Source organism: Desulfobacula toluolica Tol2 (genome assembly GCF_000307105.1).
In the GTDB taxonomy this organism is placed as follows: Bacteria; Desulfobacterota; Desulfobacteria; order Desulfobacterales; family Desulfobacteraceae; genus Desulfobacula; species Desulfobacula toluolica.
This window is the reverse complement of the sequence record NC_018645.1, coordinates 786575-813254: the sequence shown is the minus strand read 5'-3', so window position 1 is coordinate 813254 and position 26680 is coordinate 786575. Positions and strand designations below refer to the sequence as shown.

The 26680-nt window shown below is 42.5% G+C and carries 19 protein-coding genes; 11 read left to right on the top strand and 8 right to left on the bottom strand.

Annotated features, from left to right (window positions below; translation table 11 throughout):
- The first annotated feature begins 19 nt into the window (after positions 1-19).
- Positions 20-2308, top strand: a complete 2289-nt coding sequence (locus TOL2_RS03710; protein ID WP_014956201.1) for a tetratricopeptide repeat protein — start codon at positions 20-22, stop codon at positions 2306-2308.
- Here the strand turns inward: TOL2_RS03710 and TOL2_RS03705 are convergent.
- From TOL2_RS03705 to TOL2_RS03685, 5 genes are all read right to left on the bottom strand, one after another.
- Positions 2303-3502: a M24 family metallopeptidase gene (locus TOL2_RS03705; protein ID WP_014956200.1), complete on the bottom strand. Its 1200-nt coding sequence runs from the start codon at positions 3500-3502 to the stop codon at positions 2303-2305. The genes TOL2_RS03710 and TOL2_RS03705 overlap by 6 nt on opposite strands.
- A gap of 105 nt (positions 3503-3607) precedes the next feature.
- Positions 3608-4459: a 3-hydroxybutyryl-CoA dehydrogenase gene (locus TOL2_RS03700; RefSeq protein ID WP_014956199.1), complete on the bottom strand. Its 852-nt coding sequence runs from the start codon at positions 4457-4459 to the stop codon at positions 3608-3610.
- Positions 4460-4544: 85 nt separating this feature from the next.
- Positions 4545-5720, bottom strand: a complete 1176-nt coding sequence (locus TOL2_RS03695) for an acetyl-CoA C-acetyltransferase (protein ID WP_014956198.1) — start codon at positions 5718-5720, stop codon at positions 4545-4547.
- A gap of 28 nt (positions 5721-5748) precedes the next feature.
- On the bottom strand, positions 5749-9024 hold the full coding sequence (icmF, locus tag TOL2_RS03690; RefSeq protein ID WP_014956197.1) for a fused isobutyryl-CoA mutase/GTPase IcmF: 3276 nt from the start codon (positions 9022-9024) through the stop codon (positions 5749-5751).
- A gap of 25 nt (positions 9025-9049) precedes the next feature.
- Positions 9050-9700 (bottom strand): TetR/AcrR family transcriptional regulator, encoded by a 651-nt coding sequence (locus tag TOL2_RS03685; protein ID WP_014956196.1) that lies wholly within the window; start codon positions 9698-9700, stop codon positions 9050-9052.
- A 906-nt stretch (positions 9701-10606) separates the two neighbouring features.
- On the opposite strand from TOL2_RS03685, the gene TOL2_RS03675 reads away from it, so the two are divergent.
- From TOL2_RS03675 to TOL2_RS03650, 6 genes are all read left to right on the top strand, one after another.
- Positions 10607-12556 carry an acetoacetate--CoA ligase gene (locus TOL2_RS03675; RefSeq protein ID WP_014956195.1) on the top strand — a complete coding sequence of 650 codons (1950 nt, stop codon included), beginning with the start codon at positions 10607-10609 and terminating at the stop codon, positions 12554-12556.
- A 388-nt stretch (positions 12557-12944) separates the two neighbouring features.
- Positions 12945-14093: an acyl-CoA dehydrogenase family protein gene (locus TOL2_RS03670; RefSeq protein ID WP_014956194.1), complete on the top strand. Its 1149-nt coding sequence runs from the start codon at positions 12945-12947 to the stop codon at positions 14091-14093.
- 28 nt (positions 14094-14121) lie between these two features.
- Entirely contained in the window at positions 14122-14907 is a 786-nt protein-coding gene (locus TOL2_RS03665) for an enoyl-CoA hydratase-related protein (RefSeq protein ID WP_014956193.1), read from the top strand.
- Positions 14908-15060: 153 nt separating this feature from the next.
- Positions 15061-16185 carry a beta/alpha barrel domain-containing protein gene (locus TOL2_RS03660; protein WP_014956192.1) on the top strand — a complete coding sequence of 375 codons (1125 nt, stop codon included), beginning with the start codon at positions 15061-15063 and terminating at the stop codon, positions 16183-16185.
- A gap of 17 nt (positions 16186-16202) precedes the next feature.
- The gene (locus TOL2_RS03655) at positions 16203-16835 is read left to right on the top strand and encodes a helix-turn-helix domain-containing protein (RefSeq protein ID WP_014956191.1); all 633 of its coding nucleotides are present in this window, start codon (positions 16203-16205) and stop codon (positions 16833-16835) included.
- A gap of 9 nt (positions 16836-16844) precedes the next feature.
- The gene (locus TOL2_RS03650) at positions 16845-17672 is read left to right on the top strand and encodes a class I SAM-dependent methyltransferase (RefSeq protein WP_041279236.1); all 828 of its coding nucleotides are present in this window, start codon (positions 16845-16847) and stop codon (positions 17670-17672) included.
- On the opposite strand, the gene TOL2_RS03645 is transcribed toward TOL2_RS03650, so the two are convergent.
- Positions 17658-18536, bottom strand: a complete 879-nt coding sequence (locus TOL2_RS03645; protein WP_014956190.1) for a hypothetical protein — start codon at positions 18534-18536, stop codon at positions 17658-17660. The genes TOL2_RS03650 and TOL2_RS03645 overlap by 15 nt on opposite strands.
- 291 nt (positions 18537-18827) lie before the next feature.
- Here TOL2_RS03645 and TOL2_RS03640 point away from each other — a divergent pair, with 291 nt between their 5' ends.
- Positions 18828-19625: an RNA methyltransferase gene (locus TOL2_RS03640; protein WP_014956189.1), complete on the top strand. Its 798-nt coding sequence runs from the start codon at positions 18828-18830 to the stop codon at positions 19623-19625.
- A 17-nt stretch (positions 19626-19642) separates the two neighbouring features.
- Here TOL2_RS03640 and TOL2_RS25925 read toward each other — a convergent pair whose 3' ends face one another.
- Entirely contained in the window at positions 19643-20065 is a 423-nt protein-coding gene (locus tag TOL2_RS25925; protein WP_408605410.1) for an RNA-binding S4 domain-containing protein, read from the bottom strand.
- 54 nt (positions 20066-20119) lie between these two features.
- On the opposite strand from TOL2_RS25925, the gene TOL2_RS03630 reads away from it, so the two are divergent.
- Positions 20120-21040 carry an FAD:protein FMN transferase gene (locus TOL2_RS03630; RefSeq protein WP_232508051.1) on the top strand — a complete coding sequence of 307 codons (921 nt, stop codon included), beginning with the start codon at positions 20120-20122 and terminating at the stop codon, positions 21038-21040.
- Between the two features lie 74 nt (positions 21041-21114).
- On the opposite strand, the gene TOL2_RS03625 is transcribed toward TOL2_RS03630, so the two are convergent.
- Entirely contained in the window at positions 21115-22035 is a 921-nt protein-coding gene (locus TOL2_RS03625; protein ID WP_014956186.1) for a TIGR01212 family radical SAM protein, read from the bottom strand.
- A 237-nt stretch (positions 22036-22272) separates the two neighbouring features.
- On the opposite strand from TOL2_RS03625, the gene TOL2_RS03620 reads away from it, so the two are divergent.
- Together TOL2_RS03620 and TOL2_RS23400 are read left to right on the top strand one after the other, a co-directional pair.
- Complete coding sequence (locus tag TOL2_RS03620; protein ID WP_014956185.1) at positions 22273-23001, top strand: class I SAM-dependent methyltransferase; 729 nt, start codon at positions 22273-22275, stop codon at positions 22999-23001.
- Positions 23002-23060: 59 nt separating this feature from the next.
- Positions 23061-26678, top strand: coding sequence for an ATP-binding protein (locus TOL2_RS23400; protein ID WP_014956184.1), 3618 nt, complete (start codon positions 23061-23063; stop codon positions 26676-26678).
- Positions 26679-26680 lie beyond the last annotated feature (2 nt).

Genomic DNA, 26680 nt, shown 5'->3' with positions numbered 1-26680 from the left:
TATTTTCCGGAGGATGATAATGAAAAACCGTTTACAGCCAATCCATATTGCAACCATAGTCATTTCTATGTTTTTAATTTCCGGGTGTTCATCTGCCAAGACAAAAACCGGGCAATTTCTTTCAGAAGCACAGACCTATTTTGATCATTCAGAATATCAAAAAGCGGTTATTCAGCTTAAAAACGTCATAAAATTAGACAATACATCTGTCAAGGCTTACGACCTTCTTGCCAAAACATACATGAAACTCGGAGATGCCAAGGAAACATTTAAAGTGCTGTTAAGGCTTGAACAAATTGACCCTGAAAACCTGGAACATAAACTCCAGTTGGCCTATTTTTATCTTCTGGGAAAAAAAAGACCGGAAGCCGAGCGCAGGGTCAAAGAGGTTCTTGAAAAAGCCCCGGAGAATATACAGGCCCTGTACCTGAATGCCTCAATACTCAAAGATAAAAAAGAAGACTTGGAGAAGATTGAAACGATCTATTTTAAAATACTAAAAATTGATGAAAAACAGGCAAAAGCCCACCTGATACTTGCAAGACTGTATGTCGCCGAAAAAAAATATCTGAAAGCGGAAAAAAATCTGAAACAAGCTGTAGCAATTGAACCGGAGAACATCGTCTATTCCAAGGCTTTGTTTGGATTTTATTTAGCCGACAGGCAACTTGATGCTGCTGAGACAGTACTCACTGATTTTATTTCAAAAAAGCCGGGCACAGCTGAACCGCTTATCCTCCTGGCAAACTTTTATGCAGGCCAAAAAAAACCGGAAAAGGCGCAAATCTCCTTTTTAAAAGCCATTGATACTGACCCGGAAAATTTGAATGCATATATGCTCCTGGCAAGATTATTGAACAGCCAAAAAAGGACAGCAGAGGCGGAAAAATTTATCCAAAAAGCCCTTACAATTGAACCGGACAACTTTTCAGTCCAAAACGCATATGCAGATTTTCATTTTTCCAATAAAAACATTTTAAAAGCAGAAACACTTGTTGATGAAATTTTGGAAAAACGACCGAATTACCTGCCTGCAAAGATGCTCAAGGGAAAAATTCTTGCAACCCGAAAAGACCATGACAAAGCCATTGAAATTTTTCAGGATCTTGTCAAAGAAGAACCTGAATCCGCCATGTTTAATTTTCTTTTAGGATCAAGCTTTTTTGAAAAAAAGGACTTCAAACAGGCCAAAATTTTTCTTTCAAAAGCACTGGAGAAAAATCCGAATCTTTTTAAAGCATTAGTAATGATGGCAGACATCCATTACCGCCAGGGAGATATTTATTTTGCCGAGGACAGCATAAAAAAAGCACTGAACCTAATACCCAACCATTATGCCGCCAATATTCTTTCAGGTAATATTCAGATGGCCAATAAAAAGTACGACATAGCAAAAACCATATTTAAAAACATGACTGAGCTTGACCCCAAAAATCCTTCTGCTTTTTTCAGACTGGGCATTATAAACCGCATGGAAAAAAATAATAGTGAGGCCCTGACTAACTTTAACAGGGCCATGGAATTAAATCCCCTTCTCATGGATGTGTTTACAAACCTGATAGCAGTTTATGTATCTGAAAAACAGTATAAAACAGCATTAAACAAATGCGATGATCAATTAAAAAAGACACGGCATTCACCTGTTATCAGTTCAATTGTTCTCAACCTTAAAGCAAACCTTCTGCTGGACGGCCAAAAAATTGACAAGGCAAAGGCGGTATTAAAACAATCCATTAAAAAAAACCCGGCCTATATAACCCCTTACCTGACCCTGGGAAGAATTTTTAACAGCGAAAATAAAACTGACAAGGCAATTGATCTTTATAAAGACCTGATTAAAAACAGGCCGGATCAAGCATCTCCCCACAGCCTTATCGGCACCCTCTATGAAAAACAGCAGAGAATTGACCTGGCAGAAGCCCATTACAAAAAAGCACTGAAAATCAATCCGGATTATATTCCTGCCGTGAACAACCTGGCGTTTTTATATGCCGAGCAGGACAGGGAACTGAACAAGGCCCTGGATCTTGCCCTCAAAGCAAAAGAACGGCTCGGAAAAATGCCTGCCATTATGGATACCTTGGGATGGGTCTATTATAAAAAAGAACTTTATGACAGTGCGGCAACGGAATTTAAAACCTGTATTGATCAAGCACCTGAAAACCCTATTTTCCATTACCACCTGGGCCTGGCCTATAATAAGATGGGTAAATATATTAAAGCGGAAAAAGCCTTAAAAAAAGCCCTGGCATTGCAAAGCAATTTTAAAGGCTCGGATGACGCCAAAAAAGTATTAGACCTTTTATAATATGGCAATCTCGTCACTGAATGTTGTCAGGGATTCAAGAGAGTTTTGCGTTACCAGCAATGAATTTTCTATACCCACAACCCCTTTTCCCGGCAAAACGACTTTAGGCTCAAGAGCAATGATCATGCCTTTTTCAAGGGCCAGTTTTTGTCCTTGGGCGATAAAGGGGAATTCATCCAGTTCAAGACCTAATCCATGGCCTGTAAACCGGATTCTTCTCTCCCCTGCCCCCATGAAATAGTCTTTGTATCCTTTGGCTTCTGCCATGGATATCATCATTTCGTACAAATCCCCTGTAATGCTTCCAGGGATTGCGTTTTGTTTTACCATGTCCTGAATTTCCAGCATTGCATCATGGGCCTTTAAAAGGTCATCCGGCAGAGAACCAAGAGAAAAGATCCGGGTGTGGTCACTGATATATCCATCTAAAACAAAAATATAATCCACAAGTATTGGTTCATTGCGTTTTATAAGATCAAATCCTGGTCCCTGAGCAATACTTGGATTCACTCCCCTGCCGCCGGTGGGCGAAGCAAAGCAGCTGGGAACGGCAGCTCCCGGCCCGGCCATGATATGGCCGTAAAAAAGATCATTGTCCCACATTCGCATCCGGACAAGACCCTGGTGACCAAGGCTTCTGGCATAAGCTTCAACCAGCCCTGCAAATTCAATCTCGGTCATTCCTTCTTTGATCAAATCGGGAACTTTGGCCGCAACCTTATCTGCCATGTGTGAAGACTTGCGCATCAAGTCGATTTCATAATCTGACTTTACAGCCCTCTGCAGCCTTATTTGAAGTGATATATCAATCATGTTTGACCCGGAAAATATTTTTTGAAATAAAATATACTGGTTAACACTCAACACATCCAGTTCAAGGCCAAGATTTTTTGGAATTGAACACCCGAATTGGGCAATCGTTTGTGGGATCTCTTTTGGGCTGACAAGGCAAACAACCTGTTGAAGCCCTGATTCTTCTCTGGCCCGGTGAAAATCCTTAAAAATCATCAGCACGGGTTCTCCCTGTACCGGGATATACAGCCATCCCTGCTGAGCAGTTCCTGAATAATAGAACATATCGACTTTCTGTAAAATCAAAACACCGTCAACATCATTTTTCTCAAGTCTTTGCTGTAATGCAAGTATCCGTGATTGCTGCTCTGCTTCAGGGGTGGTACGGCTATATTTAATCATCTGTTTCACCATTATTTTCTGATCAAAACAAAAAAAGCTATGGCAATGCATCCATTTTTTAATGCCATGCCATAGCTTTCATTTAAAATAACTATTAAAAATTAATTATTTGTAATCATAAAACCCTTTTCCGGTCTTTCTTCCAAGCCAGCCGGCTTCAACATATTTTCTCAAGAGCGGGCAGGGTCTGTATTTGGAATCTTTTAATCCATCATACAATGTCTCCATGATGGCAAGGCAGGTATCCAGGCCTATAAGGTCTGCCAGGGCAAGTGGGCCCATGGGATGGTTGGCACCCAGCCGCATAACCGTATCAATGTCTTCGGGTTTTCCAACACTCTGATACAGACAGAAAACTGCCTCATTGATCATGGGGATCAATATCCTGTTGGCAATAAATCCAGGATAATCATTGGCTTCAGCAGGGGTTTTTCCAAAGTCCTGGCAAAGCTTCCATGTGACATCAAAAGTTTCATCTGATGTTGCAAGCCCTCTGATAACCTCAACCAGTTTCATGACAGGAACCGGGTTCATGAAATGCATGCCGATAACCTTGTCCGGCCGGGATGTTCTGGAGGCAATACGACCGATGGGGATGGAAGATGTATTGGTGGCCAAAATGACTTGTGGCGGACAGATTTCATCCAGATCTTCAAAAATTTTAAATTTCAGATCTTCTCTTTCCACAGCTGCTTCAACAACAAAATCAACAGATGCCATATCTTTCAAATCAGTGGTGGTAGTTATTCTGCCAAGGATTGCAGCTTTATCATCCTCGGATATTTTTTCTTTTTTCACCATTCTGTCAAGATTTTTTGTAATAGTGGCAATACCGTTTGCACAAAATTCTTCTTTAATATCACTCATCACAACTTCAAGTCCGCTGGCCGCTACAACCTGTGCAATACCATTACCCATCTGTCCTGATCCGATAACACCAAATCTCTTTACTTCCATTTTTCCTCCTTAATTATACCTCGATAATTATACGTCTATCCCAATAGTTTTAGTTCATTGTCCTTTTTGACAATTATTTGTCATATCACCTGTTGACAACAAGCGCAACAGCTTCTCCACCTCCAAGGCAAAGAGAGGCAAGACCGCGATTAACATCCCTTTTTTCCATTTCATATAACAAGGTAGTCAATACCCTGGCCCCGGAAGCACCAATGGGGTGCCCAAGAGCAACGCTGCCGCCGTTCACGTTTACCTGTTCAGGATCAAGGCCCAGCTCATTGTTGATGCCTGCAGAGCTGCCGGAAAATGCTTCATTGATTTCAAACAGATCTATATCTGAAATAGAAATTCCCTCTTTTTTCAGCACCTTGGGTATGGCATAAATGGGAGCCATCAAAACATACTTCATATCAATGCCATAGGAGGCCTGGGAACCAATGGTTGCCATGATATTGCAGCCCAGTTTTCTGGCTTTTTTTTCACTCATGACAACCAGGGCACAAGCCCCGTCACTTATGATTGATGCATTCCCGGCAGTTCCCACCCCGTCTTTTTTAAATGCCGGTTTCATTTTTGAGAGCAATTCCAATCCAGTCTCTTTTGGGCATTCATCCGTATCAAACATAATGGGATTACCTTTTCTCTGGGGAATCTGCACTGGTACGATTTCGTCTTTAAACCGCCCTTGTGCAATGGCGGCATTGGCTTTTTTATACGATTGTGCCGCATATTCATCCTGCTCCTGCCTGGATACCCCCCATTTTTCAGAACAAAGTTCATTGGACATACCCATGTGAAAATCATTGATCACATCCCAAAGCCCATCATGGACCATATGATCTTCGATACGACCGGGCCCCATGCGATGTCCCCAGCGGGCCTTATCCATATAATAAGGGGCACGGCTCATGTTTTCCATGCCGCCTGCAACCACCACCTCGGCATCACCGCACTGGATGGCCTGGGCTGCAAGCATCACTGCTTTTAATGATGACCCGCACACCTTATTTACCGTAATGGATTCAACTTCCCAGGGCAGCCCTGCTTTAACCGCAGCAATCTTTCCAGGATTCTGGCCATATCCGCAGGGCAGAACCATGCCCATGATGCACTCATTGATCTCTTGTTTATCAATGCCGGCCCTTGCAATGGCTTCGTTTATCACATGGGCACCCAGATCAGTGGCACCAATAGTAGCCAATGTGCCGCCAAAATTTCCCAAAGGGGTCCGTGTGGCACTGACAATAACTGCTTTATTCATATTAAACACTCTCCTAATCTGTTATTTTTTACATATTTCGTCTGTATTTTCCGCCGACCTCATACAATGCCTGAGTGATGGTTCCCAAACTGCAGACCTTAACCGTCTCCATAAGCCTTGCAAAAATATTTTCACCCTTTAAAACCGTCTGTTTAAGGTCTTGAATCGCTTGTTCCGATTGATCCTTATATCGCTCTTTAAATGCAGCCAGCCTTTGAAGCTGGGCATTTTTCTGATCATCCGTGGCCCTTGAAAGCTCCAGATGATTTGCCATTTGTGCATAATCCGCATCAGGATCTTCAAATGTATTAACCCCAACAATAGGATACCCTCCTGAATGCTTCAGATATTCATAATACATTGATTCTTCCTGGATTTTGCCCCTCTGGTATCCGGTTTCCATGGCACCCAGCACACCTCCTCGTTCAGTTATTCTTTCAAATTCAATCAGAACAGCTTCTTCCACAAGATCTGTGAGTTCATCCACAATAAAGCTTCCCTGCAACGGGTTTTCATTTTTTGCCAGTCCCCACTCCCGGTTGACAATCAACTGAATGGCAAGGGCGCGCCTCACAGATTCCGCAGAAGGTGTGGTAATTGCTTCGTCAAATGCATTGGTATGAAGACTGTTGCAATTATCATAAACCGCGCACAGCCCCTGAAGCGTGGTCCTGATGTCATTGAACTGAATATCCTGGCTGTGAAGGGATCTGCCGGATGTCTGGATATGATATTTCAGCTTTCTGGATTTTTCATTTGCCTTATATTTATATTTCATGGCCACGGCCCAGATCCGCCTGGCCACCCTTCCGATCACGGTATACTCAGGGTCCATGCCATTGGAAAAGAAAAACGAAAGAGAATGCGCAAAGCTGTTGATATCCATGCCACGGGACAAATAATACTCCACATAGGTAAACCCGTTTGCCAGGGTCAGAGCAAGCTGGGTAATGGGATTGGCACCGGCCTCTGCAATATGATAGCCTGAGATGGAAACCGAATAAAAATTTTTCACCTGATGATCAATAAAATACTGCTGAATATCCCCCATCATTTTCAAGGCAAAATCAATGGAAAAAATGCAGGTATTCTGCCCCTGGTCTTCTTTTAAAATATCCGCCTGAACAGTTCCCCTGACATTTGACAAGGCAAACTGCCAAAGGGTTGCGGCCTCATCTTCAGATGGTTTGCGGCCGTTTTTTTCTTTAAACATCTCCACCTGACGAGCAATGGCCGTATTCATAAACATGGCCAGCATCATGGGGGCCGGGCCGTTAATGGTCATGGAAACCGATGTATTGGGCGCGCACAGATCAAACCCGCTGTACAACACCTTTACATCATCCAGGGTGCAGATGCTCACCCCCGAGGTCCCGATCTTACCGTATATATCCGGCCGCGTATCCGGGTCAAATCCGTAAAGAGTAACCGAATCAAAGGCCGTTGAAAGCCGTTTGGCCGGATAACTGGCCGACAGAAGCTTGAACCGCTTGTTGGTATCAGCAGGACCGCCTTCTCCGGCAAACATGCGGGTGGGATCTTCATCCGACCGTTTTAAGGGAAATACCCCGGCTGTGTATGGAAAATTGCCTGCAAAATTCTCTTTTCTCATCCAGGCATATTGTTCCCCCGGATCAGTAAATTGCGGCAGGGAAATTTTTGGAATTTTGGAATGGGACAGGGATTTGCTGTACAAAGGCAAGCTTACCGCTTCACCACGGACATGATACACCAGCTCATCTTTTGCATATACGCTTTTTAAGGTATTGAATTCATCAATAATCTCATTGGTTTCTTTTTCCACGAGAGCCTGGGCATCTGCAACCGCAGCCTTCAGTTTTTCCAGGAGATCCGGCAATTGATCAAGCCCCTTGTCTTTCAAAGTTTTGGAGGCTTCAATCAAATGCCATCTATTTCGTACAGCTTCTGCCTGTTCTTGGGTTGTCTTGTGGTATTGCCTTATTGTATCGGCAATTTCAGCCAGATACCGCGTTCTTGAACCCGGAATAATAATGGTTTTTGAAGAGGATTCTTTTTTATCCGGTCTTGGGAGACTGGATTTAAATTTAATCTTTTTCTTTTCAAAAATAATATCCAGCAGCCCGAGATAAAAAGCAGTAACTCCGTCATCGTTAAATTTGGATGCAATGGTTCCGTATACCGGCAGATCTTTTGGGTCCGTATCCCAGGCCTTACGATTTCTCTGAACCTGTTTTCGCACATCCCGTAAAGCATCTTCACTGCCTTTTTTCTCATACTTGTTCAACACGACCATATCAGCATAATCCAGCATATCAATCTTTTCCAGCTGAGAAGGCGCACCGAATTCGGCTGTCATGACATAGATGGAGATATCCACCAGATCGACAATCCTGGAATCACCCTGGCCGATACCGGCTGTTTCAATGATAATAATGTCATACCCTGCTGCCTTGACCACACGGATCGCATCCGGCAAAGCTTCGGGAAGCTCTGTTTGAGAAAGTCGTGTGGCCAGAGACCGCATATAAACGCGCCCTGTTTCAATGGAATTCATCCTGATCCTGTCACCCAGCAGAGCGCCGCCTGTTTTTCGCCGGGACGGATCACAGGAAATGACGGCGATATTAACATCATTAAGATCATGCAGCATCCGGATAATTAATTCATCGGTCAAAGACGACTTGCCTGCACCGCCTGTTCCGGTTAATCCAATGACGGGAACATCTTTTTTAGCAGCCGATTTAAAAATAGGTGACATGATTTTTTCAAGAGCATCCCGGTCGTTTTTCCAGGCTTCCTGGACCGCAGAGATAAAAGTTGCCGTCACATATTTGTTCTCGACGTTCAGATTCTCATAGTCCAGTTTATCATAACCTGCACAAGGGAAGTCCATGGATTGCATCATATCATTGATCATGCCCTGAAGCCCCATTTTTGATCCGTCTTCAGGAGAATAGATCCTTGTCACACCATAGGCATGAAGCTCATCCATTTCAGAAGGAATGATAACACCGCCGCCGCCTCCAAAAATTTTTATATGAGATGCGCCTCTTTCTTTTAACAGATCCTTCATGTACTTGAAATATTCAACATGCCCCCCCTGATAACTGGATACGGCAATCCCCTGGGCATCTTCTTCTATGGCTGCTGCAACCACTTCCTGTGCAGAACGGTTATGCCCGATATGAATCACTTCCGCACCACAATCCTGCAAAATTCTTCTCATGATATTTATGGATGCATCATGACCGTCAAAAAGAGAGGTGGCTGTCACCACTTTAACTGAATATTCAGGGATATACCTTTTAATTTGCATATTCATACTGTCTCCTTTTCAGACATTTTTTTTAAAATATCAAGCCAAAGATGAAATCGGTCTGAATATCAATATATTCTTCAATAGTAAAATTGCGTTGCATATGCCATCGCCTAAACGCCCACATCTGACCCAGAACCGATATATTGTGACCCACAAGATTCAATATTTTAGCATCAAGCGTTGGAAAGATATCTTTTCCGGAAAGCGAAGAAAGCGCATTGATAAAAACATCCGTAATATCCAACTCGTTGACAAGAACCCTTTTTTTCCATTTTTCCGGCAGAAACTGGGTAACCTGATACATGAGAAGAATATGGTCTCCCATCTTATCGCAGACATAAAAATATTGACGAATGGCCTCGGCAAGCCTTTCTTTTCCCTTATCCTTATTTGACAGGGCTTTTTCAACCGCATCCCGGACTTCTTCGTGAATGGCATTACATACCAGATACAAAAGATCTTCTTTGGAACTGACGTATTCGTATAAAGAACCAATGGAAAAATTAGCAGCTTTTGCAATCATCCTGGTTGTAGTCTTATGATATCCGTGTTCAATAAACAATTTAACCGTAGAATCAATAATCTGACGCCGTCGCTTACTCACCAGTTCAGGATTCTTTATTTGTGTCGGAACGTCGCCGCCGGATAAAGGCGTCTTGGATTTTTTAAATCTTCCCAAACAATCAGTCCTTTTCCTTTAAAAAACATCAATGACAATACTCGAACGAGCGCTCAGTCATAGATTTTTTTTACATTTATTCCCATCCTTGTCAAGGAATTATACATCTGGTTCATTATATATAAGGGGCATACATCAGGGTAAGGGTAAGGGTAAGGGTAAGGTTTGTGTTATGGTGTCTCAACTGCAGGAGTTGGTAAAATGGGTCAACCGATCCTTAAAGACTGGCATTAATATTTACCCGCTATGAATAATGACGCCTTACAAAACAATGGACACTATCCATCCATCTTCAGGACAATCAAATTATTAAAAGCCTGCCTTGAATTTTGCAACTAAGAAATGACTCACAATATGACATGCCTGAATCAAGATACCATGTTGTATGAATTTAAAAACGAGGTGAAAACGATATTGACACGGGGGCCCCGTTAGACTATAAATTAAACGATAGAAAGATCATAAATCAAACGAAAAAAGGCTATAAATTAAACGAAAAAATGACTATTTTATATTGTATGGGAATGCCCCCTTCAGACCGACCGTTAGTAATGATATCACCTATGGAAAAACTTTTCTTGAACTCGATACAAAACCTGAGTTTAAAATCCATGAACCTGGGTATACCTTTTGTGTTAAATGGCTTTTTGAAGAAAACCTGACACCGTCACCCCGTTCATCTCCAGTTTGTGTCAGACCCATGACCGGATGAATGATACCTTCGGCTTAAACACCTCGTTCTGATTTATAATGAGATAAAAAAAGTTTCTGGGCAAAATAATTTTGCCTGGCTGGTTGCAGCCGATGGAAAATTCCAGATTCCCATTACCACTATTACCACAACAATGGGGCACAAACCTACACCGCTACCACACTTGATAATCTTTACAAATAAGGAGATAATTCATGTCAAAACTCTTATGGCAACCGTCAGAAGAAAGAATCAAAAGCACCAACATGTATCGGTTCATGAAGCTTGTGAATGAAAAATTTAATACGAACTTAACAGACTATCCTTCCCTTTGGGAATGGTCAGTGGACAACCTTGAGGATTTCTGGTCAACCACCTGGGATTTTATCGATATCAAGGCGTCACGACTCTATGAAAAGGCCATTGATGATCCAACCAAGATGCCCGGTGCAAATTTTTTTGTCAACTCCAAGCTAAATTTTGCTGAGAACCTTTTACGATTCAGAAATGACAACATCGCCTTGATATTCAAAGGTGAAAATTCTGTTCAAAGAACCCTGACCTATAATCAACTCTATGATGAAGTGGCCAAAACAGCCGCCTCGTTAAAAGCACTTGGCATACAAAAAGGCGACCGAGTGGTTGGATTTATTCCCAATATGCCAGAGAGCATCATTGCCATGCTGGCAGCCACAAGCCTGGGTGCCATATGGTCTTCCTGTTCTCCTGACTTTGGGATCAAAGGGGTTCTGGACCGGTTCGGTCAAACCAGGCCCAAGGTATTGTTTACGGCTGACGGATATTTTTTCAAGGGAAAACCCCTAGACAGCATCAAAAAAATTGCCGGCATTGTCAAAGAAATTCCCTCCATTGAAAAAATTGTTGTGATTCCCTATGTATCAAAGGAAGCAGATATCGACTCTTTGCCTAATTCCGTGTTATTCAAGGATTTTAAAGATCCTGATGAAACAGAGATACAATTCGAGCAGATGAATTTTGATGACCCGCTTTATGTCATGTATTCTTCTGGAACCACAGGACTGCCCAAATGCATGGTACAGAGTGTAGGCGGTGTCCTTTTACACCAGAAAAAAGAACTGGTTCTGCATACGGATCTGAAAGAAGACGACACCATTTTCTATTTTACCACCTGCGGCTGGATGATGTGGAACTGGCTGACCTGTTCCTTAAGTGTGGGTGCAACCCTTGTTCTTTATGACGGTAATCCATTCTACCCCGGCCCTGATGCCTTATGGAAAATGGCCCAGGATGAAAAAATTACAATTTTCGGCACCAGCGCAGGCTATATTGAAGCCTTAAAAAATACCGGGGTAAAACCGGGAAAACAATTTGACCTGTCGGCCTTAAAATCAGTTCTTTCAACCGGTTCACCCTTATCGGATGAAAACTTTGAATTCATCTACAATGAAGTCAAAAAGGATATTCAGCTGGCTTCCATAGCCGGTGGATCAGATCTTAACGGCTGTTTTTTCTTAGGCAACCCCATGGGGCCGGTATATACAGGTGAACTCCAATGCAAGGGCCTTGGCATGAAGGTTTATGCATATGATGAAACCGGAACTCCTGTGGTGGGTCAACAGGCTGAACTTGTCTGTACAGCGCCCTTCCCTTCCATGCCCGTTTTCTTCTGGGGGGATGAGGATGGATCAAAATACCATTCTGCCTATTTTGATGCCTATCCTGGAATCTGGACCCATGGCGATTTTATCATGATCACTGAAAACGGCGGAGTCATAATGCTTGGCCGTTCCGATGCCACACTGAATCCAGGTGGTGTCAGGATCGGTACGGCTGAAATCTACCGTCGCCTGGATGCCATGGAAGAACTTGAAGACTCTGTAATTGTAGGACAATCCTGGGACAATGATGTCAGGGTTATCCTCTTTGTTAAACTGGCCAAAGGGTTTGATCTTACCAACGACCTTCAAAATAAAATCAGGACCGACATCAGGGCCAATGCTTCTCCAAGACATGTACCGGCTAAAATCATCGAATGCCCGGACATTCCCTATACGCTCAACATGAAGAAAGTCGAGCTGGCGGTTAAAAAAATGATCGAGGGCAAAGAAGTAAAAAACAAAGATGCATTAAAAAATCCCGATGCATTAGATTTCTTTGCTGATATTGAAGAACTGAAATCCTGATTTCTTAAAAAGTTATCCCTTTGGATGAGTGGTTATCGAATCCAAAGGGGTAATTCAGAAAAATCGCATCGCAGATTTATCTCCTCAAACAAAATTTCAATTTCGCATGATTTAAAAACTTGATCTCCACCAGGTATGATTGACAATCTCCTTGTGAACACTATCCATCCAATGGCCCTTAAGAAAAGTCAAGATGATGCTTTTAATTTCAATTTTTTTCCCTGCCTAAAAAAGTATTCAAAAAAACATTTGACAAAATAATTGCTTTAAATATAGTATTTTAAATATAGACCGAGCGCTCGATCAGTTTTCTGTATTATAGAGCAATTTTATTGCTGACAAATCATCATCACAAAAGAAAAAACTCATAATCCAAAGGAGGCCCAGGGTGGATTTTGACCTTACCAACGAGCAAAAAATGATCCGTAAGGAAGTTAGAAAGTTTGCCCAAAAAGAGATTGCGCCCATTGCAGGAGAGCTTGACGAAAAAGAAGAATTTTCCGAAGCCCTCACTCGAAAAATGGGCGAAATCGGTCTTTTCGGCATGTTTGTTTCAGAAGAATATAACGGCCAGGCAATGGACTATATTTCATACATTATCGGCGTTGAAGAAATCGCAAGAATTGACGGTTCTCAGGCTGCCACAATTGCAGCAGGCAATTCACTGGGCATAGGCCCGATCTACTATTTCGGGACCAAAGAGCAAAAACAAAAATATCTGCCCAAGCTTTGTGCAGGGAAAGGCTTATGGGGATTCGGCCTTACCGAACCAACAGCCGGATCAGATGCTGGCGGCAGCAAAACAACAGCTGTTCTTGACGGCAATGAATGGGTCATTAACGGGTCTAAAATATTCATCACCAATGCTGCCTGCGATATGACCATGGGGGTCACTGTCCAGGCCATCACAGGCACAAGGGGCAATGGCAAACCCGAGTATTCCTGTATTCTTGTTGAGACAGGAACACCCGGGTTTAAAGCCGTAACCATGAAAAAAAAATTCATGTGGCGTGCTTCCAACACGGCTGAACTCTATTTTGATGATGTCAGGGTTCCCAAAGAGAACATTCTGGGTAAAAAAGGCGACGGATTTCACCAGATGCTGGCAACCCTTGACGGAGGAAGGCTCTCCATAGGGGCTATGGGCCTTGGCGGCGCACAGGGAGCCTATGAACTTGGATTGAAATATGCCCGGACAAGAGAGCAGTTCGGACAGCCCATTTCCAAATTCCAGGCCATTGCCTTCAAGCTGGCAGACTGTGCCATGGAAATCGAGTGCGCCAGAAACCTTTTATACAAAGCCTGCTGGCTGAAAAGCAATAACCGGCCCTTTGAAAAAGAGGCTGCCATGGGCAAGCTTTATTGTTCCGAAGTGATGTCAAGAGTAGTCGATCATGCCGTCCAGATCCACGGGGGATATGGTCTCATGAAAGAATATGATGTGGAAAGGTTTTACAGAGATCAGAAGCTCCTGGAAATCGGTGAAGGGACTTCCGAAGTCCAGCGAATTGTAATTTCACGATATATTGGCTGTTAAAAACCGCTTTAATCTAGGAGAAAAAATCATGAGTACAAAAGACCATCTTCTGGTGGAAGAAAAAAACCAGGCGGTTATCCTGACCATGAATAGACCTGAAGTGATGAATTGTTTTAATTTCAATCTGTTGCACCTGATCAGGGAACAGGTTGACGCGCTGCACTATCGAAATGATGTCAGGGCCGTAATTATTACAGGTGCGGGCAAAAAAGCCTTTTGTACAGGTGCTGACTTAAAAGAAAGAGCAACCCTGTCACCTGACGGAGTAAAAAAATTTGTTCTCACCATCAGAAACCTTTTGACCACAATCCAACATTTGCCCATGCCGGTGATCTGTGCCGTTAACGGGCTTGCCCTTGGCGGAGGCACGGAATTCATGCTGGCATCCGACATGCGCATTGCATCCAAAAACGCAGTCATGGGATTGACAGAGACAAGACTTGCCATCATCCCGGGAGCCGGCGGCACCCAGCGTCTGCCAAGGCTCATTGGAGTGGCAAAGGCCAAGGAGATGATCTTTACCGGCAGAAAGGTGGATGCCAAAGAAGCACTTGAAATCGGCCTGGTCAACAAGGTCACCCCCCCTGAAAGCCTCATGGACGAATGCATGAAGCTTTTGGCCATGATTTGTGAAACCGGTCCCATTGCAGTTGAAATGGCCAAATATGCTATTGACAAAGGCATTGAAACCGACCTTGCAACAGGACTTGCCATAGAATCCAATGCCTACAGGGTTACCATCCCAACTGAGGACAGAACCGAAGGTTTTACAGCATTTAATGAAAAAAGAAAGCCCCGTTACAAAGGCAGATAAAAAAAACTGCAAATACAAATAAAAAATTTCTGCAAGCTGAATAACGGGAAGCTGAATTGAAGTAAAAATGGAATGAAAATGGATAGGACTGGAGTGAAAATGGAGTGAAAAAAATAAAACTTTCAGTTTAAAAGCAATAAGGAGGAAAACACCATGACTGAATATGATTACTGGAAAATATTTCCAAGAATGCCCAGAAAAGTAACCATCGGTGATATTACGGTAAGAGACGGATTTCAGCATCTTGAAAAATTTATTTCCACGCCTGCCAAAATCACCTATCTTGAAGAATTAATTTTTGCAGGATGCCGCAACATTGAAGTCACCAACCTGGGAAATCCCAGACTCATGCCCCAGTTCAGTGATGCCGAAGAACTTCTGGCTCACCTGAGAAGTGATCATTTTATCAGCCGGGCAAATAAAAAAGGCATTAATATGGATGATGTTGTATTGACGGCCATTACCATCCGGGAACCTTCTGTTGACAGGGCCATTGAACTCAAAAAAAGAGGTGTCGGTCCTGACAGGGTATTGATGATGGTCTCAACTGAAGAACAGCACCATTTTGCCAATTCAGGCACCACCCTGCCCGATTATTGGAAAGAAGCAGAAAGATGCATAAAAAAATGCACAAACGCAGGCATCAAGATGTGCGGTACGGTCAGCACCATCTGGGGAAGTCCCATTGGCGGGGCAACCGACTTAAAGGATGCCGTGGCATTCACCAAGCACTGGCTGTCAATCGGAGCCTCCGACATTGAGCATGCCGATCACGACGGATCTGCCTCGGCTGCAGAAGTTTTTCGATATTTTTCCATGATCCTTGATGAAATACCGGATACCAGCCTTCACATTGCCCATTTTCATGAAACAAAAAGAGTGGCTGCAGCATCCGTTCTTGCAGCGCTTCAAGCAGGCATCTGCCATTTTGAAGCCACCCTTGGCGGTCTTGGCGGACAACCTGCCAACTTCATGGATGACAGGCCCATCAAGGGCACGGGCGATTATTATTATGATGATGAACGATATGTGGGACTGGTTTGCCTTGAAGATACCCTTGTACAAATTGATGAAATGGGTATAGAACATGGATACGATATTGACAGAATCCTGTGGCTGGGAAAACAGTTGGAAAAGACAGTAGGCACAAGGTTGAGAAGTGAGGCCGTAATCAACGGCAGAACCCTGAAGCAGGGCCATATGCAATATGCCAGACCCGGACTTGACAAACTAAAGAAAAAACTGGGGGAAAAACCAAATCAGAATTTCCCCGGATAAGATGACAAGGAGGTGCTATGGAAAAAAAGGATATCCCCCATATCAATGTAGACTATTTTGAAAATCTCACCGGAAATATTAAAAACGGAGAAACAGGCGATGTGGAAGAGGTTGGAAAACGCATCAAAGAACTCAGGGAAGAGCGGGGTATTTCCATTGAAGATCTTTCCCATCTTACGGGATTTGAAGTCTCCAAGCTTCAAAACATTGAAAGCGGCCTGGAAAAACCACAGCTTGGAACTGTGATGAAATTGTCAAAGGCTCTGGATTCCGCAATGGGCAGGCTGGCATCAAACATTGGGAACAAACTGTATTCCATCACAAGAAAAGATGAAAGAAAAGAGATTTCCCGTTGCGCTTCAAAAACCGGTAAAAGCAATGTTTATTCTTACATGAGCCTGGCCCCTGAAGTCCAGGGCCGTCACATGGAAGCATTGATCGTACAATTGGAAAAAAAACAGGATCAGGAAGGCTCAATCCATAACGGGGAAGAATTTATTTTTGTTCTTGAAGGGATTATCAACCTGGTTATTGGAAAAGACACCTATGATCTTGAACCAGGCGACAGTGCCTACTACCTGTCCACCACATCCCATGTTCTTACTGCAAAAACTGATAAAGCCACCATACTTGCCGTGTTGTATGAATAAGGAATTATTATGGAATCAAATATAAAAGACCACTATAATTCAGACAATCTGACTCAAAAAATAGAAACCGCATTAATCAAAGCAAAAAAAGAACTTTCACCCATTGGATTAAAAGAGCTTTCCCCCATCGATCAGCTCCATACCGGCGGTGCCCGCGCCACCATTGATTTGTTCAAAAAGGCCAGCCTGAATTCCAATGCTTTGTTGCTTGATGCCGGTTGCGGAATTGGCGGTTCCTCCAGGCTTCTTGCCCAACAGTTTAATTGCCGGGTTATCGGCGTTGATCTGGCAGACCAGTTTATCAATGCTGCAAACTTTTTAACCCGGATTACCGGACTTGAAAACTCAGTTTCATTTCAGCAGGGTTCTGTTCTTGATCTGCCTTTTGAAGACAGCACATTTGATGTTGTTTTATGTCAGCATCTGCTCATGAATATTGAAAACAAATCTACCGTTATCAAAGAATTTTCCAGAGTTTTAAAACAGGATGGAAAGCTGATATTACATGAAATTACCAAGGGGGAAAACGATACGCTTCTTTATCCGGTTCCCTGGGCCGGGAAAGCTTCCATATCATTTCTTGAGTCCCGGGATATCATCTTTGCCATGCTTGAAAAACACGGCTTTAAAACACGGTTATATTCGGATGAAACCCTCGCTGCAGAGTCATGGTGGGAAAAAGTCAAGGCTGTATCTCCCCGAAAAACGCCTTTACCCGAATCATTAAGTCCCGGCATTATTTTTGGTGATAATGCAAAATTATTCGGCAAAAACATGCTTGCAAATTTTAAAAACAATGCCATCTGTCTTGTTGAAGCTGTTTTAAAAAAGAGCTGAAACCTGTTCTTTAAAAAGGATTCCTGACATTTGATCCAGCATTGTATTTATCTGTTTTCCTGCGGTTTCAATGGCAGTGTAGCGTGATGGATCTTCACTGTGATTGATCTTTACATCTTTAAGATGATGCCTGAAAAGCTGATCAATAGCTTTTTGGGCTTTAACCACCTGTTTTTTTTCATGAGCTTCCAATTTATCCATCATTTTTTCAACAAACTTATCAATATTTTTGAAAAAATTATTTTCCCTGTTTTCAGCCCCTTGATTTTCAGGCATAAATTCTTTTAAAGAAGGTACAGGCATCTCTTCTTTTTGAAAATTACCGTTACCGGGAATGGTATTTACAGTTTCTGTCCGGGTTTCGGATCTCATTTCATATGATTTTTTATAGGTAATATCTGCCGAATACATGGAAACCGTATCATAATCTCCCATGGAAACAGCTTTTGCAACAGCATCATCCATATCCCCATGGGCCATTTTTGAAATTATTTCATCCATATCTTTTACAATGGTGTTGATATCCTCAAGTTCTTCCTCACTCAAATCCCCGGTCACGAAAAAGCTGAAACTCTCTCCTGATGTCAACGTAATTTCTCTTTGATTTTGAGTGATCATAGCTGTTCCTGAGTCGGTTTTCATAACTCCTTTGCTGTTATACATGGAGGCATCAAGCCCGGAATAGCTATTGGATGTCAATGTGACAAGATCACCTTCCCTGGTTTTTATGGTCAGCCCTGCATCAAGGCTTTCACTGGCACTAAAGGATTGTTTTCTTGCATAAGTTGAAAACTGCTGGTCATACAATGAATTTTGCCGACGTGATGGTTCTGCCGATAAAGACCGGCCCTGTATAATGCTCATCTTGCTTCTCCTTGTTCTCCTTGAAAATATGGCATAATTTTATATTCCGAATAAAATAGATATCGGCAAACAATAGGGATATATTTAAAAAATAAGCTGGAATTTTGATATATTCATGAACTATCCTAAGCCTGATACCTCCCAATGGCCGATATTATGATCAGTGCCAATCTATTTAGCTTCAGATATCCGGGTCAAATTGTACTTTTTCAGATGATCAATGTATAAAGGCAAAAAACAATAAAAAAGACATAATGCAAGCCTGATACCACTTATTTTGGAGACCGTGAAATGGATACGTTTGGATTTACAAAAAAAAAGCTGCTGTCGATTCCCCTTGAAACCCGGCACAAGCATATGATCAACTGGTTATCCGGTTTTTATCAGAAATTAACCACCAATCGGATCAACCGGACTTCTTTGGATCTGTTTATACGCCAATACAACCAAATCCTTGACTGGACCGGAATGACGCCGTTTATTGCGCCAGACACCGGCACTGCAAGATTGTGGATTGAAAGTATTTCAGACAGGATTCAATATCACCGGTCTGCCACAGGCAAAACAGTCCGCGATCATGATTTACTAAAAAGGGTTAAAACAAATGATTTGTCCCGAGCTGTGAATCAAATTGATCTTGATTGCCATGTAGCACTGGATGGTTTAAGGAGCCTTTTTAATGTGGGGTCCATTTTCAGGACCTGTGAAGCTGCCGGATTTAACTCCGTGATTCTCGGAAATACCCCGGGCAAAGAACATCCGGGGGTTCGAAAAACCGCCATGGGGGCTCATGAATGGATTGAACAGGAAAAAGTGGAAGATCTTGCCCAGGCACTTATTGAAAAAAAAGCAAAAGGATTCCAGATCATTGGTGTTGAAACCATTGCAGGTGCCCGTCCTTTTCATGAGGTTTCATGGGAAAAAAAAACCATTGTTGTGTTTGGTAATGAAGAATATGGTATTTCATCCCATGTCATGGCGGCATGTGATGCGTTTGCTTATATTCCAATGTTTGGCAAAAAAAACTCCATCAATGTTGCCAATGCCGTAGCTGTTATATGTTTTCAGATGGCAAGCACAATCCCTTAAACATCTCTTTGGGTATTTTATCTTGACTGCTGTTGTTGCATATGAATTTCAATGATAACACCACCTGTTTCGATTATATCACCCGGAACTATTTTTTTGCGTTTTCTTGTTTCAACACTTCCGTTCACTCGCACAAAGCCGTCATTTATCAAATATTTGGCTTCCCCGCCACTGGCTGCGAGATTTTCAAACTTTAAGATCTTATACAATTCAACAAATTCAGTTTTTATGTTAACTACTCTTTTTTCCATTTTTATTCTTTTATCACAATTCAATAATTTTTTTCCATTAACAGACATCACCTGATCCCATGCACAAGGATCTTGCATTACAAACAGGAACCATATAATGAATACTAAAAAAAGGAAAAGGATATCTTTGATATGAAATTTTTTAGAACCATCACTTTTTACGCTATTGTCTGTTTTTTTATTTTTCAATCTACAGGGTTTGCATTTAAATCCGGGAAGCAGCACGTCATATCAGGCAATACCATGGGAACTTTTTACACAATAAAATTTATCTCCCGCAACAAAGAATCTCTCTCCTTATGGAAAAACAAGGTGGATACCCGTCTTAAAGAGGTAAACAAAAAGCTGTCAATGTATGATCCAAAAAGTGAGATTTCCCTTTTTAACAGTCATGAAATTAACAAACCTGTGAACATCTCTTTGGATTTTTTTTCCATCCTTTTAACGGCAAAAGAAATATACCACCTGACCGGCGGATCATGGGACGGAACAGTAAAGCCCCTGGTTGACCTGTGGGGATTTGGAACAAAAAAACGAACCGGCAATGTTCCAGGTGCTGACACCATACGCCAGGTGTTATCAGAAACCGGGTTTAACCACATCAGCCTCAAAAAACCGCACACCATTGTTAAGCAAAAATCTGTTACCCTTGATCTTGGTTCTATTGCAAAAGGATATGGGGTGGACGCCATTGCAAAACTGTTTACGTCATCCGGCATCCATGATGTTCTTGTGGAAATAGGCGGAGAACTTTATGCATCAGGCAAGAACCTGAACGGGCAATCCTGGTCGGTAGGCATCAGCAGACCTGATAAAAATTATGCTCACCAGGGATTATATAAAATTATCCGCCTGAACAACCAGGCTATTGCCACCAGTGGTAATTACAGAAATTTTTTTGAAGCAGACGGAAAAACCTTTTCCCATATTATTGATCCCAAAACAGGGTATCCGGCAACCAGCCAAATCGTTTCAGCATCCGTCATCTCAAAAGACTGCACCTTTGCCGACGGACTTGCCACAGCCCTTATGATCATGGACATACAAGAGGGACTCAAGCTTGTTAACCGCCTTGGGCAAACCGAATGCCTGATCATTCAAAAAAAAGGTCAAACCCTTGTCACCCATGCTTCTGAAAACTTTGATGATTTTCTGGTTCCTTAAGCTTTGTTATCAAAAAAAACCAAGAAAAATTCACCCGGTACCCATGACATAGTACCCATAACCCAGTACCCAATCTAAGGATTATATTTCATCCCCTGAAAAGAATCTCTCTGCTCAAGGGTATGCTGAATCATATTAAAAGTTTCCCTGTACCTGCCCGCCCACATGGGTGCCCTTAATTCATCCGAGTGGGGGTCTCCGGTGATCCGCTGGATAATGATCTGATCCGGCAGCAATTCCAGGAAATCACACACTGTTTCCACGTATTCTTTCTGTTCCATCGGTGTATAGCCGCCCTTTTGCCAAAGATTATCCAGTTCAGTCCCTTTGATAACATACAACAGATGGATTTTTACCCCGTTAATGCCGCTGTCCGCCAATATTTTTGCAGTTTCCAGCATCATATTTTTATCTTCTCCTGGAAGCCCCAGGATTACATGGGTGCAGATATTGATACCCCTGCCCCGGGTTAATTGGACGGCATCACAAAAATCCTTATAAGTATGTCCCCGGTTAATGAATTTCAATGTGGCATCATGAACGGATTGAAGCCCGTATTCAAGCCAGACCAGGTAATCTCTGGCATAAGATTCGATCAGATCCAGTTTTTCAGCATCAACGCAGTCAGGCCGGGTGCCGATGGCCATTCCCACCATGCCTTCGCAGGCGAGCGCTTCATCATACAATTGTTTCATGTGGGCACAGGTGGTGTAGGTATTTGAATAGGATTGAAAATACGCCAGAAATTTTTTGGCCTTATATTTTTTTATCATTCCGATCTTGCCTGATTCGATCTGCTCCTTTATGGAAAGGCCTTTGGCAAACAATCCGGAACCAGATCCCTTTGCATTACAATAAATACACCCTGCACGGGACAGCACCCCATCCCGGTTGGGACATGACAATCCAGCATCAACCGTAATTTTCTGCACCCGTTGACCAAACAAGTTTCTCAGATAGGTATTATAATCCGAATACCTCTTCTTTTTATCCATCCAACACTCCACCCCTGCAGGCTTTTTTTTTAAAAGTTTATGTCAATTTTCATTTTATGTATTTACCATTAAGTCATCAAAAATCAAAGCAAGAGAAAACAAAAACCGGTTAATGTCTTTTTCCATTTAAAAACCTGGAAAAAAACATTAAGCTATGCGTTCAGGATATCGGACATAAAAATATTAACCGCTTCAAAAAATAATTACCGAAAATATAATTCAGTTGCCGGCAGAAAAATGAAACACAAAATCACCTGTAAAAAAAAAGACCCGTTAGGCACAATGATGCTGGACTACCTCAATGGCAGTCGGCAGGCATGTGTTGAAGTCGAATCCACCACACTTGACATGTGGAAGATGAGCGGACAAGTCATGTTCAGAACGTTTAAAAACATGAATCGAATTGAACGCAAAGCCTTAAGCCTGTGCCGAGGCAAAACACTGGACATTGGTGCGGGAAGCGGGTGTCACAGTCTTTATCTGCAAAAAAAAGGCCGGACTGTTGATGCCCTTGACATGTCCCCGGGCTGTATTGAAGTCATGAAAAAAAGGAACCTGCCCAATGTCATCCACGGCAATCTTTTTTCAGTGAAAAACAAATCATATGATACCCTGCTGATGCTGATGAACGGCCTTGGGATTTGCGGATCACTTGATGGATTGAACCTGTTCCTGCAATTTATCAAACCCATTCTTGCCCAAGACGGCCAGGTCATTGCCGATTCCACGGATCTTGCATCCCTTTATGACCCACAAACCCTGTCCCTGCAGGATGAGGCCTATTATGGGGAAACCGAATTTATAATGACCTATAAAAACATTGTGGGAGATCCCTTTGAATGGCTCTATATTGATTTTAACACCCTGCAATATTATGCTGATTTTCATGGGTTTGCCTGTGAAAAAATTTTGTCGGATAAAACCGGCAGATACCTGGCCAGGATATTCCGGCAGACAAGACAATAACCGGCCTGACCGCCAGGGGGATAATAGTTTGTTTACCCTTCAAGGGAGATCAATTTTGAATGTTGAATAAAAAAAGCATCAAACCCTTTTTCCAATCATTGTTCTACTCTATTCCCTATCAAGTTAAAACCCTGTTTTCTAAAATCGGTTCCAAGCTGATCATTCTCATTTTAGCCGTGTTTATCCTGTCCATGGGCGTACTTGTTTTTCTGGCAACAAATCTTGTTACCGAATTCGGGGAATATGCCGCCTCTGTCAATGAAAAGAACATCAACGAAAAAACCACTTTGCTGTTGTCCAGGATAATGGATGAACAGGCCATGAGACATGAGAACACTTTCAATAAAGTGGCGCTGTCATCTGCTGTCATTGCACAGCAGGCAGGTATTCTGTTTGATCAAAAACAAGGATTTGCCAATCAAAAAAGCATCCGGCATCATCTGTCTTTTTATCCTGAAAAAAATTTCTTTTCAAATTCAGCCGCTGAAACCATTGAAATCCTTTATTGGGGAGACACAACCATATCCCGGGAGATTGCGAAAGAACTGGATGTGCTGTCAAACATTGGTCCGCTTCTGGTCAAGGTCAAGGAAAACAGTCCTGAATCCGTGGCCATCTATATGGTTGCTGAATCCAGCTTTACCTTTTATTATCCGAATTTTCACTTTATTAAAAAATTAAAACCGGCACAGGAATATGAACTCAAAAACGCCATCTGGTATCAAATGGCAAAGCCGGAAAACAACCCGGACCGTAAAACCATATGGACACAGATATACCAGGACGAGGCAGGCCAGGGGTTTATGACAACGGCTGTCACGCCGATCTATTCCAAAAATGGAGATTTCCTGGGTGTTGCCGGTATAGATATTACCCTGGATACGATTATCAAGGAAATCCTTGAAAAAAATACCCTGGCCGGAGAACAGGGCAAGATGAACACGATGTTTTCATTTATTGTGGATACCCAGGGCAGGATTGTGGCCTTTCCCACAGATCATCTTGAACTATTCGGACTCAGCCGGAAAGAAAAGAGCGTGGCGTACGGAGATGTTCTTGAACAAAACCTCATGAATTCAAAATATGATCAAGTAAGGGCCATTAAAGATCTCATTACATCGACAAATAAACAGACCAGCAGGATTGATCTCAACAATACTCCCATCCTGATCTCATCCCAGATCATGCCCTCAACCGGATGGCACCTTTGCATTGTAATACCGGAATCCTTTATCCTTTCATCGGTAAACCAAACCCGCAATGCCATTGATTCGGTTGTCAAAAAAATGAATTACCGGTTTAAATGGGTGACCCTTGCCTTCCTGGTGATCTGTGTGATCATTATTGTTCTTTTTTTAAGCCGACAGTTGATCATTCCTCTGAACAGACTTGTTTTTGGTGCCATACGGGTAAAAGGGGGCGATTTAACGGTTCATCTGGAACTGACAAGAAAAGATGAGATGGGACTTTTAACCCAGACCTTCAATACCATGGTTGCAGAACTTCACAAGTCAAGTCTTAGGGAAAAAGAGCATACCAAAACCCTTGAACAGAAAGTAAAAGAAAGAACCCAGGAGATCTTCCAAAAAAGCAAAGAACAGTCCCATACCCTTGCATTGCTTGAAAAAGAATCCCGGGACCGAAATAAAATTCAAAAAGACCTTTTGGAATCCCAGGCAAAATACCGTGATATTTTTGAAAACTCGGTGGAAGGAATATTTCAGTCCACACCTGACAATAAACTGTTAAGCGCCAATCCGGCCATGGCCAGAATTCATGGGTATGACTCTCCCCGGGAAATGCTTTCGCTGGTGGATAATATTGAGCTGCTTTATGTCTATCCTGAAGAACGCAGAAAATTTGTCCGGATGCTTGAAAAAAACAGAACCGTATCTGGATTTGAGGTACAAATTTTCAAAAAAGGCACCAGCATCATCTGGACCTCCCTGAGTGGCCGGGCGGTCATGGACCCAAACGGCAAGCTTCTTCACATCCTGGGTTCATGTGAAGATATAACCAAACGAAAACAGGCGGAAGATGCCGTTAAAAAAGCATCTGAAGTCGCAGAACAGGCCAACCTTGCCAAAAGCCGGTTTCTTGCAACCATGAGCCATGAAATCCGAACCCCCATGAATGCAGTGATCGGCATGACGGAAATGGTATTAAAAACGACCTTGAACAAAGAGCAGAAAAAATATCTTGAAGTGGTGTATCAATCATCAGAACATTTACTTGCGCTGATTGATGATATTCTGGATATCTCTGCCATTGAGGCAAAAAAAATTGATCTTGAAAACCGTCCTTTTGATCTTAATAAGCTGATCAAGGATGTGGTGAGCATGTTTTCAAACAAAGCAGACCAGCAGAATATAAAACTATCATACAGCATCCAGGAGGTGCCGGTTTATTTAAACGGTGATGCGTCAAGGATGCGTCAGATCCTGGTCAACCTGATCAATAATGCCGTTAAATTCACCCCAAAAGGAAGCATACAAATCAAGGCCGCCTATGACCGGGATGCTGAAAACACCTCTTCTGATCCTTTGAATCCGGAAAAAATCAAGCTCCTTTTTTCTATAAAAGATACGGGTATTGGAATTCCGGAAGACAAGTTTGACCATATTTTTAAAGATTTCATCCAATTGGAAAGCTCCCTGTCCAGAACGTATGGCGGCACAGGACTGGGACTTGCCATCTGTAAAAAACTGGTGATCCTGATGGGCGGAGATATCTGGGTGGAAAGTGAATTGTCCAAAGGAACCACCTTCTTTTTTACCATCAGGCTGAACATTGCAACACCGGAGGAGATAAAAGCGCTTGAATATCCGGCATCAAGCGATTCCGTACCCCAGGTAAATCAGGTAAATCAGATAAATCAGGCAAACCGGATCAGCCATAACTCCCTTAAAAAATGTCATATCCTTCTTGCCGAAGATTTTGAGATCAACCAGGAAGTGATTACGCCGATTCTTGAAAAACACGGGTTCCTTGTGACCATTGTTATCAATGGAGAACAAGCGCTTCAGGCGGTTCAGGAAAAATCCTTTGACCTTATTCTCATGGATGTTCAAATGCCGGTAATGGATGGTCTTGAGGCCACATTAAAGATTCGAAACCTTAAAGACCCTTTAAAGGCATCCATTCCCATTATCGCACTGACCGCCCATGCGTTGAAAGGAGACAGGGAAAGGTTTCTCAAGGCCGGTATGGATGAATATCTTTCAAAGCCCGTCCACAGCAATGAATTGATACGGGTCATTTCAAAACTGCTGGATCAGCAGGAAAAAGCCGTTGTCAAACACCCGGCCGCCCCTGAAAAACGAATAGACCTGGACTATGCGTTGACACTGGTAGGCAATGACACCGATCTTTTATTAACAAGTTGCAAAGCCATTGTAAAATACCTGCCCCTGAAAATGACGGAACTGAATCAAGCGGTTTCAAAAAAAGAGTATCAAAGGATCACACGCCTGGCCCATTCCATTAAAAGCGCTGCCAAAAGCGTTGGGAACCGGAAATTAACAAGAATAGCCTTTGCCATGGAACAGTCCGGCAATGAAAACAAGGCGCAACGGGCTGTAAAAATAATGCCTTTTTTTAATCTTCATGTGCAAAAAATGCTGAATGAACTGGAAGACTATATTCTCAGTGCTGATCCTGATATTCCCCTGTCATAAAA